This is a genomic window from Mesorhizobium sp. M7A.F.Ca.CA.002.15.2.1, from assembly GCF_003998715.1.
GTDB lineage: Bacteria > Pseudomonadota > Alphaproteobacteria > Rhizobiales > Rhizobiaceae > Mesorhizobium > Mesorhizobium ciceri.
On record NZ_RZPI01000220.1, the window covers coordinates 1 to 7,883 of the forward strand.

Genomic DNA, 7,883 nt, shown 5'->3' on the forward strand with positions numbered 1-7,883 from the left:
GGCCAGATCCAGCCCGAAGACGTCGCCGCCATCAGGGAAGCGGGCTTCAAGAGTGTGATCTGCAACCGGCCCGATGACGAACAGCCGGGCCAGCCTTCTGCCGACACCGTCGGGGCAGCGGTCGAAGCCGCAGGCCTCGCCTTCCGCTACATTCCGGTGATCAGCGGCCAGATCACGGCCGAGAATGTCGAGGATCAGGCCGAAGCGCTCGAGGAACTCGACGGCCCGGTCTTCGCCTATTGCCGTTCCGGCGCCCGCTGCACCAATCTCTATGGACTGATCCAGCAGTCGAAGGGTTGAACGGCCCTTCCGTCATTAGGCTGGCGATCCTTCACACCCCCTCTGGCCTGCCGACGTATCAATGATATCCGCTCAGATTAAATCGGCAGCGCGCCGGTTTCCTTCAGCGTCTCCAGCACGATCGCCGTTTTCACATGCTGCACGGATTCGTGCGGCAGTAGCACGCCGTTGACGAATTCCGACAATGATTTGAGATCCGGCGTCACCACTTTCAGGATGTAGTCCATCTCGCCGGTCAGCGCGTGCGCTTCCTGCACTTCGGGCAGCCGCGCCACCAGTTCGCCGAAGCGCCTTGCATTGTCGCGATTGTGGGTGGCGAGCGTGACCGAAATGACGTTGACCAGGGAAAAACCGAGCTTGTCGCGGTCGAGAACGGCGCGATAGCCCCTGATGAAGCCGTCCTCCTCCAGCCGCTGACGGCGGCGCGAGCATTGCGACGCCGACAGGTTCACCCGCTCCGAAAGATCGTTGTTGGTCAGCCGCGCATCACCCTGCAACAGTGCCATTATCTTGCGGTCGAACTGGTCAATGCGCGCCTCATCCATGGCTTTCCCTTACATCATGCACGCTTCACGCATGACATCATCATTTCAAGCGTTTGAATGCAAGCACCGTGCGCCTCCTCCGCGTTATCATCGTGTCAAATCGCCTTTTCAGGCCAGGCCAGCTTTCGGAGGAATATTATGGGTCCCTTCCCGCACGACGCCCCGCCCGCCAGGATCAGCAAGGACAACCCGGCCGGCACCGATGGGTTCGAGTTCGTCGAATTCGCGCATCCGGAGCCGCAAAAGCTGGCTGAGCTGTTCACCCGCATGGGCTATATCGCGGTGGCCAAGCACCGCACGAAAGACCTCACCATCTGGCGGCAGGGCGACATCAACTATGTCGTCAACGCCGAGCCCGGCTCGCATGCGATGAAATTCGTCGACAGGCACGGCCCCTGCGCGGCTTCGATGGCATGGCGGGTGGTCGATGCCAAACACGCCTTCCACCATGCGGTCGCCAAGGGTGCCACACCTTACGAAGGCGCCGACAAGGCGCTGGACGTGCCGGCGATCGTGGGCATTGGCGGCTCGCTGCTCTATTTCATCGAGACCTACGGCAAGAAGGGTTCGGCCTATGATGCCGAGTTCGAGTGGCTGGGTGCGCGCGACCCGCGGCCGGAAGGCGTCGGCTTCTACTATCTCGATCACCTGACCCACAATGTCTATCGCGGCCAGATGGACAAATGGTGGGATTTCTACCGCAACCTGTTCGGCTTCAAGCAGATCCATTTCTTCGACATCGACGGCAAGATCACCGGCTTGGTCAGCCGCGCCATCACCTCGCCCTGCGGCAAGATCCGCATTCCGCTCAACGAGTCCAAGGACGAGACCAGCCAGATCGCCGAGTACCTGAAGAAGTACAATGGCGAAGGCATCCAGCACATCGCCGTCGGCACCGACGAAATCTACGAGGCCACCGACAGACTGGCCGAGAACGGGCTGAAGTTCATGCCCGGCCCGCCTGAAACCTACTACGACATGTCGTATGACCGCGTGAACGGCCATGACGAACCGATCGAGCGGATGAAGAAGCACGGCATCCTGATCGATGGCGAAGGCGTCGTCGACGGCGGCACGACCAAGATCCTGCTGCAGATATTCTCGAAAACCGTGATCGGGCCGATCTTCTTCGAGTTCATCCAGAGGAAGGGCGACGAAGGTTTTGGCGAAGGCAATTTCCGCGCGCTGTTCGAATCGATCGAGCAGGACCAGATCAAGCGTGGCGTGATCAAGGTTCAGGCGGCGGAATAGCCATCGAACTCACTTGCGGCCCGGCCAATTATGACCTAAATTCTGGTCATAAGAGGTCGTCTATGAATATCCCCATGGCAAAAGCGAAGGCTCAGCTTTCCGAATTGGTGAAACGTGCCCAGGCTGGCGAAGAGATCCATCTGACCAGACATGGAGAGGTTGTCGCAACCTTGAGCGCTCCCGTTCGGGCTGGTGGGAGCAAAGGCTTGCTTGGCGCCCTGAAAGGCCAGATTTGGATATCGGATGATTTTGATGAACTCGGTCCCGAATGGGACGAGTATATTAAATGAGCCGCAGATATCTGGTCGATACCCATATTCTGCTTTGGGTACTCAACGCCGATTCACGTCTTTCGGCGCGATATCTTTCTCACAGGCAAGGATGTGATCGTCAGCGCCGTCTCGGTGGCCGAGATCGCCATCAAGAAATCGCTCGGCAAAGTGACGCTCACAGGCGACATCGTGGACCTCCTGCGATCGAACGGGATTCCGATTCTCGGCGTAAACGAACTACACGCGGCGAGACTTGAACATCTGCCGCTTCACCACCGCGATCCCTTCGACCGCCTGCTTATTGCGCAGACCCAAATTGAAGGCCTGACGTTGATCTCCGCGGATCGGCAATTTTCAGCCTATGACGTCGTATTGGCCTGATCGCCCAAGCCCAGCCGCTTGACCTCTTTCGCCGGGCTGAAGAGACAATACCGCGCGGTAGAGTCGGTCGTTCGACCAGAGATTGTTGCCGGCCATGCTGCGCGGGTAGTCGGGCAGGCTCATCACGTCATCCGGTTGACCGCGACAGATACAAGCCCGCCCACATAACGACAAATCCAGCAAGAACGATCAGCAGCAACCAGTTCATACGCCGACGCATGCTCTGCGTTTCCGCGTCCCGCGCGACGTCCATGTTGGTGATGGTGTGGAACATCATCGCCTTGCGCGGAAAGCCGCTGCGGTTGGTCAGGTCAGGCGAGCGCGCCTCTATGCGATAGCTCAGCCGGATCGCCTGGATGAAGACCGCCAGTATGGCGAGTGCCCAGACACCGGCCAGCAGATAGACCCCCGTCATGCCCTTACCTCTCGTATTTCTCGACCTTCTGTTCGATGGCACCGAAGATCGAATGCCCAGCCTTGTCCTTCATCTCGATGCGCACCGTGTCGCCGAAGCGCAGGAATGGCGTTTTGGGTTCGCCTGACACAATGGTCTCGATCATGCGCAGTTCGGCGATGCAGGAATAGCCGGCGCCGCCGGCCGAGACAGGCTTGCCCGGCCCGCCGTCGAGCTTGTTGGAGACGGTGCCGGAACCGATGATCGTGCCGGCGGCCAATGGCCGTGTCCTTGCTGCATGAACGATCAGCGCCGGAAAGTCGAAGGTCATGTCGATACCGGCATTGGCGCGGCCGAACGGCTTGCCGTTGAGATCGGCAAGCAGCGGCAGGCTGACCTTGCCGCCGTCCCAGGCATCACCCAGTTCGTCCGGCGTCACAGCGACCGGCGAAAACGCCGAGGACGGCTTTGATTGGAAAAAACCGAAACCTTTGGCCAGTTCCGGTCCGGTGAGCGCGCGCAACGTAACGTCGTTGACCAGCATGACCAGTCGGATCGCTGCCTTTGCTTCTTCGAGGCTTGCACCCATCGGCACGTCGTCGACGATGACAGCGACCTCGCCCTCCATGTCGATGCCGAAGGCTTCGTCAGCCGTGCGGATCGGATCACGTGGCGGAATGAAAGAATCCGAGCCGCCCTGGTAGATCAGCGGGTCGGTCCAGAAGCTCGCCGGCATCTCGGCGCCGCGCGCTTTGCGCACCAGCTCGACATGGTTCACGTAAGCCGAGCCATCGGCCCATTGATAGGCACGCGGCAGCGGCGAATGGGCGTCATGTTCGTGGAAGCGCTCCGCCGGCATCGCATTGTTCTCAAGCGATTCCGCTATTGTCGCGAGATGCGGGGCGATGCGCCGCCAGTCGTCGAGCGCCGCCTGCAGCGTGCGAACCAGGAACGAGGCGTCGGTGAAGCGTGTCAGGTCGCGCGAGACGACGACGAGTTTCCCGTCGCGCGTCCCGTCCTTCAATGTGGCAAGCTTCATGCGGTTTCCTCTCCTGCTGCAGCTTTGGCGCTGCTTAAGCCCACAACAAGACCGTCGCGGGCGATCGTCAAGTCGCCGTTCCAAGTTTTCCTGACGGCGGCAGTCCAGTCGGCCTCGCCTATCAAAGAATCGTCGGCCGGAATGAGGTGGTTGAGCACCAATCTCTTCACGCCGGCATCGCTTGCGATGCTGCCGGCCTCTTCGGCAAAGCTGTGGCTGGCGAGCAGATGCTCTCTGAGCCGCGCACCATTGCCGGTCCTGGCCACCAGTCGCTCGATGCCTTCTTCCAGCATGGCTTCGTGGACGAGGATGTCGGCGCCTCGGGCAAAATCGGCGAGCGGCGGATAAAAGGCCGTGTCGCCGGAGAACACCACGCTTTTGGCGCCATGCTCGAAGCGAAGCGCAAAACAATCGGTCACCGGCGGATGCTCGACGCGCAGCGCCGAAACCGTCAAGCCGCCCTGCGCGACCACCTGGCCTTCGCCGAATTCGCTGATCGACACCAGATCGCGAATATCCGGCCGGCCTTCGTCAACGATGCGGATCTCGATGTCGAACTCCATCGCCTGGCAAAAGCGCCGCCAGTAATGACCGGTGCCGGGCGGACCGAACACGCCGACGGGCGTCGCGAGGCCCGCCGTCCAGGCGGTGTGGATCAGCGGCCCCAGTTCAAGCACATGGTCGGAGTGCAGATGCGTGATGAAGATCAGGTCGAGCGACTTCAGGCTGATGCCGGCATCGACCAGACCACGCGTCACGCCAAGGCCGCAGTCGACGACGATGCTGCGGCCGCCGATCTGCAGCAGCGACGAACTCGGCCATGGACCACCCGGCCGCAATGCCGGGCCACCCTTCGAGCCCAAAAGCACCAGCCGATCCGGCATTGGCTCGGTGATCAAGACCAGTCGCCCTCGGGCGTGCCGTTGAAACGCTTCTTCAGGTCGGCCCAGCAGTCGATGTAGTTGTCCTGCCGGGTTTCGAGCTCGGCGCCGTAGCGGGTCAGCATCTGCGGAAATCGGGTCTCGAACATGAAGGCCATGGTGTTGTCGAGCTTGACCGGTTTCAGCTCCGCGCGCGAGGCCTTTTCAAAGCCAGGCGCATCCGGCCCATGGGCCAGCATCAGATTGTGCAGGCTGATGCCGCCAGGCACGAAACCTTCTTCCTTGGCGTCGTACTGGCCGTGGATCAGGCCCATGAACTCGCTCATGATGTTGCGGTGGTACCAGGGCGGCCGGAAGGTATCTTCGGCCACCAGCCAGCGCGGCGGGAAGATGACGAAGTCGATGTTGGCCGTGCCCTCCTCGCCGCTTGGTGCCGTTAACACGGTGAAGATCGACGGATCGGGATGGTCGAACAAAAGCGCTCCGACCGGTGAAAAGGTCGCCAGATCATATTTGTAGGGCGCATAGTTGCCGTGCCAGGCAACGACATCGAGCGGCGAATGGCCGATCTCGGTGACATGGAAATTGCCGCACCATTTCACGATCAGCCGGCACGGCGTTTCCTTCTCCTCGAACCAGGCGCAAGGCGTCTTGAAATCGCGTGGGTTGGCCAGGCAATTGGCGCCGATCGGGCCGCGATCGGGCAGCGTCAACTTGGCGCCGTAGTTCTCGCAGACGTAGCCGCGCACTTCGGCGTCGACCAGCTCGACCTTGAAGACCAGACCGCGTGGCAGCACGGCGATCTCGCCGGGCCGCAGCTCAATGACGCCCATCTCGGTGACGAAGCGCAATGCGCCGACTTGCGGCACGACCAGCAACTCGCCGTCGGCATTGAAAAAATGATCGTCCGCCATCGAGGTGTTGGCGACATAGACATGCGCCGCCATGCCGGTCTGCCCGAGCACGTCGCCAGCGGTTGTGATGCTGCGCATACCGGCGATGAAATCGGTCGGCTCCTTCGGCATCGGCACCGGGTTCCAGCGATACTGGCCGAGCGCCAGTTCATGATCGCCGACATTGGGCGCACTCTTCCACAAGGGATAGCTCGCCGCCTTGAAGCGGCCGGTGTGCTTGACGCTCGGCCGGATGCGGTAGAGCCAGGACCGCTCATTGGTGCCGCGCGGCGCGGTGAAGGGCGAGCCTGAAAGCTGCTCGGCATAGAGGCCGTAGGCCGGCCGCTGCGGCGAATTCCGTCCCTGCGGCAACGAGCCGGGCAGCGTCTCGGTCTCAAAATCGTTGCCGAAGCCCGGCATATAGGAAAAGGCCATTGCTTCCTCCCGGAATGGATCTCAATTGACCAAACTGGTTTCATTTGTAACCATCGAAAATGTAACCATCAATGGCGGCTTTGAAAAATGGCGATCAGGAGCGAAGCGTCCGACGCGGCTGAAATTCTCAATCTGGAAAACTTCCTGCCCTACCGGCTCTACCGGCTTGCCGACGCCGTCAGCCGCGAATTTTCGAGGATATACAAGGACAGCCATGGCCTGACGCGGCCGGAATGGCGCACCCTTTCGGGGCTGGGGCAGCATGGAACGATGACTGCGACCGAACTCGGCGAGCAATCGGCTATGCACAAGACCAAGGTTTCACGCGCCGTGGCTGAACTCGAGCGGCGGCGCTGGTTGATGCGGACACCTGATGAGAAAGATCGCCGTATCGAACATCTGACGCTGACCGGAACGGGGCTTGCCGCCTATCGCGAGATGGTGCCGCTGGCGAAGGCGTTCGAACGGGATTTGCTGGCAAGGCTCAGCGCTGAAGAGCGCACGGCGATCACCAGCGGACTGGCTGCATTGGAGACCAGTCTGGTCCCGAGCAAGAGTTAGTCCAAGATCAAGCCAATCACTCTGAACGACGGAGTTCGAGCGAGACTGCGTGGAAACTCCCGAAGCATAGCATTGCTTTCGATTTAATCGTTATTTGCGTTGTCAGGCCGCGTATAATGCCCATCATACCGACAGGAGGACTACGATGAGCATTCGCACATTAAGTGTCCTGGTGACGCTGCTTGTAGGCACCTGCACATTTGCGCAGGCGCAGCAGACAAAGCCGATGTCGATCGAAGTGTTCCCTTTCGAATTGGAGGACAAGAGCGCCGGGGCGGGAATAATTCCCCCGGATGAATATGACAGGCGCTATCTGTCGGAATCAGCACAAGTTGCTAAGGACATGCTCTCCCAGTCTGGGCGTTTTACAGTAATTGATGTGCCGGCGAGGGATACACAGGCCACGGCGCCGCACGGATTGCGCAACTGCGCTGGTTGTGAAGGCCCGATTGCCAAGGAGCACGGCGCGTCGCTTGCCTTGCTTGGCGTCGTAACGCGCGTCAACCGAACAGAACATACTATGTTCATTCGCATCCTTGACGCCGAAACCGGGAAACATGTTTCGGAGGGGTTTACCGATCTTCGCATGGGTGCGAACTACGCGTGGCCCCGCTCCGTGAAATGGCTGATGAAAAACAGAATTCTGCGTTAGGGCGGCATCTACCAATCCATCACCACCTTGCCGGAACTGCCGCTGCGCATTGCATCGAAGCCGGCTTGGAAATCGTCGATGCCGATGCGGTGCGTGATAAGCCCGGAAACATCCAGCGGCCCCTGCACCAGCGCGATCATCTTGTACCAGGTCTCGAACATCTCGCGGCCATAGATGCCCTTGAGATGCAGCATCTTGAAGATGACCTTGTTCCAGTCGATCTCGAATCCGGTCGGGGCGATGCCCAGAATGGCGATCTTGCCGCCGTTGTTCATGGTG

At 60.4% G+C, this 7,883-nt stretch carries 11 protein-coding genes and 2 pseudogenes; 6 read left to right on the forward strand and 7 right to left on the reverse strand.

Going from position 1 to position 7,883, the window contains the following annotated elements; all coding sequences use genetic code 11:
* Window positions 1–300, forward strand: a 300-nt coding sequence (locus ENZ74_RS14475) for a TIGR01244 family sulfur transferase (RefSeq protein ID WP_127312830.1), incomplete at its 5' end; no start/stop codon positions are given.
* A gap of 77 nt (window positions 301–377) precedes the next feature.
* On the opposite strand, the gene ENZ74_RS14480 is transcribed toward ENZ74_RS14475, so the two are convergent.
* Window positions 378–845: an Lrp/AsnC family transcriptional regulator gene (locus tag ENZ74_RS14480; RefSeq protein ID WP_013532311.1), complete on the reverse strand. Its 468-nt coding sequence runs from the start codon at window positions 843–845 to the stop codon at window positions 378–380.
* A gap of 138 nt (window positions 846–983) precedes the next feature.
* On the opposite strand from ENZ74_RS14480, the gene hppD reads away from it, so the two are divergent.
* The 3 genes from hppD (at window position 984) to ENZ74_RS14495 (ending at window position 2,749) form a co-directional block, all read left to right on the forward strand.
* Window positions 984–2,096, forward strand: coding sequence for a 4-hydroxyphenylpyruvate dioxygenase (gene hppD / locus ENZ74_RS14485; protein ID WP_063167739.1), 1,113 nt, complete (start codon window positions 984–986; stop codon window positions 2,094–2,096).
* Window positions 2,097–2,158: 62 nt separating this feature from the next.
* The gene (locus tag ENZ74_RS14490; protein ID WP_013532313.1) at window positions 2,159–2,386 is read left to right on the forward strand and encodes a type II toxin-antitoxin system prevent-host-death family antitoxin; all 228 of its coding nucleotides are present in this window, start codon (window positions 2,159–2,161) and stop codon (window positions 2,384–2,386) included.
* A 93-nt stretch (window positions 2,387–2,479) separates the two neighbouring features.
* Entirely contained in the window at window positions 2,480–2,749 is a 270-nt protein-coding gene (locus ENZ74_RS14495) for a type II toxin-antitoxin system VapC family toxin (protein WP_244514291.1), read from the forward strand.
* A gap of 27 nt (window positions 2,750–2,776) precedes the next feature.
* Here the strand turns inward: ENZ74_RS14495 and ENZ74_RS35115 are convergent.
* From ENZ74_RS35115 to hmgA, 5 genes and pseudogenes are all read right to left on the reverse strand, one after another.
* Window positions 2,777–2,872, reverse strand: a pseudogene (locus tag ENZ74_RS35115) (damage-inducible protein DinB); the annotation flags it as partial.
* A gap of 4 nt (window positions 2,873–2,876) precedes the next feature.
* A complete protein-coding gene (locus tag ENZ74_RS14505) occupies window positions 2,877–3,164 on the reverse strand; it encodes a hypothetical protein (protein WP_063167738.1) in 288 nt (95 codons plus the stop codon).
* Window positions 3,165–3,168: 4 nt separating this feature from the next.
* On the reverse strand, window positions 3,169–4,182 hold the full coding sequence (locus ENZ74_RS14510) for a fumarylacetoacetate hydrolase family protein (RefSeq protein WP_063167737.1): 1,014 nt from the start codon (window positions 4,180–4,182) through the stop codon (window positions 3,169–3,171).
* Entirely contained in the window at window positions 4,179–5,066 is an 888-nt protein-coding gene (locus tag ENZ74_RS14515; protein WP_032899759.1) for an MBL fold metallo-hydrolase, read from the reverse strand. The genes ENZ74_RS14510 and ENZ74_RS14515 overlap by 4 nt, the downstream gene beginning before the upstream one ends.
* A gap of 11 nt (window positions 5,067–5,077) precedes the next feature.
* Window positions 5,078–6,391, reverse strand: coding sequence for a homogentisate 1,2-dioxygenase (gene hmgA, locus ENZ74_RS14520; protein WP_024505602.1), 1,314 nt, complete (start codon window positions 6,389–6,391; stop codon window positions 5,078–5,080).
* Window positions 6,392–6,478: 87 nt separating this feature from the next.
* Between hmgA and ENZ74_RS14525 the strand changes: the two genes are divergently transcribed.
* Window positions 6,479–6,952: a MarR family transcriptional regulator gene (locus tag ENZ74_RS14525; RefSeq protein WP_024505603.1), complete on the forward strand. Its 474-nt coding sequence runs from the start codon at window positions 6,479–6,481 to the stop codon at window positions 6,950–6,952.
* Between the two features lie 145 nt (window positions 6,953–7,097).
* On the forward strand, window positions 7,098–7,604 hold the full coding sequence (locus ENZ74_RS14530; RefSeq protein ID WP_063167736.1) for a DUF2380 domain-containing protein: 507 nt from the start codon (window positions 7,098–7,100) through the stop codon (window positions 7,602–7,604).
* Between the two features lie 8 nt (window positions 7,605–7,612).
* Here ENZ74_RS14530 and tdh read toward each other — a convergent pair.
* Window positions 7,613–7,883 (reverse strand): annotated as a pseudogene (tdh, locus tag ENZ74_RS14535) (L-threonine 3-dehydrogenase); the annotation flags it as partial.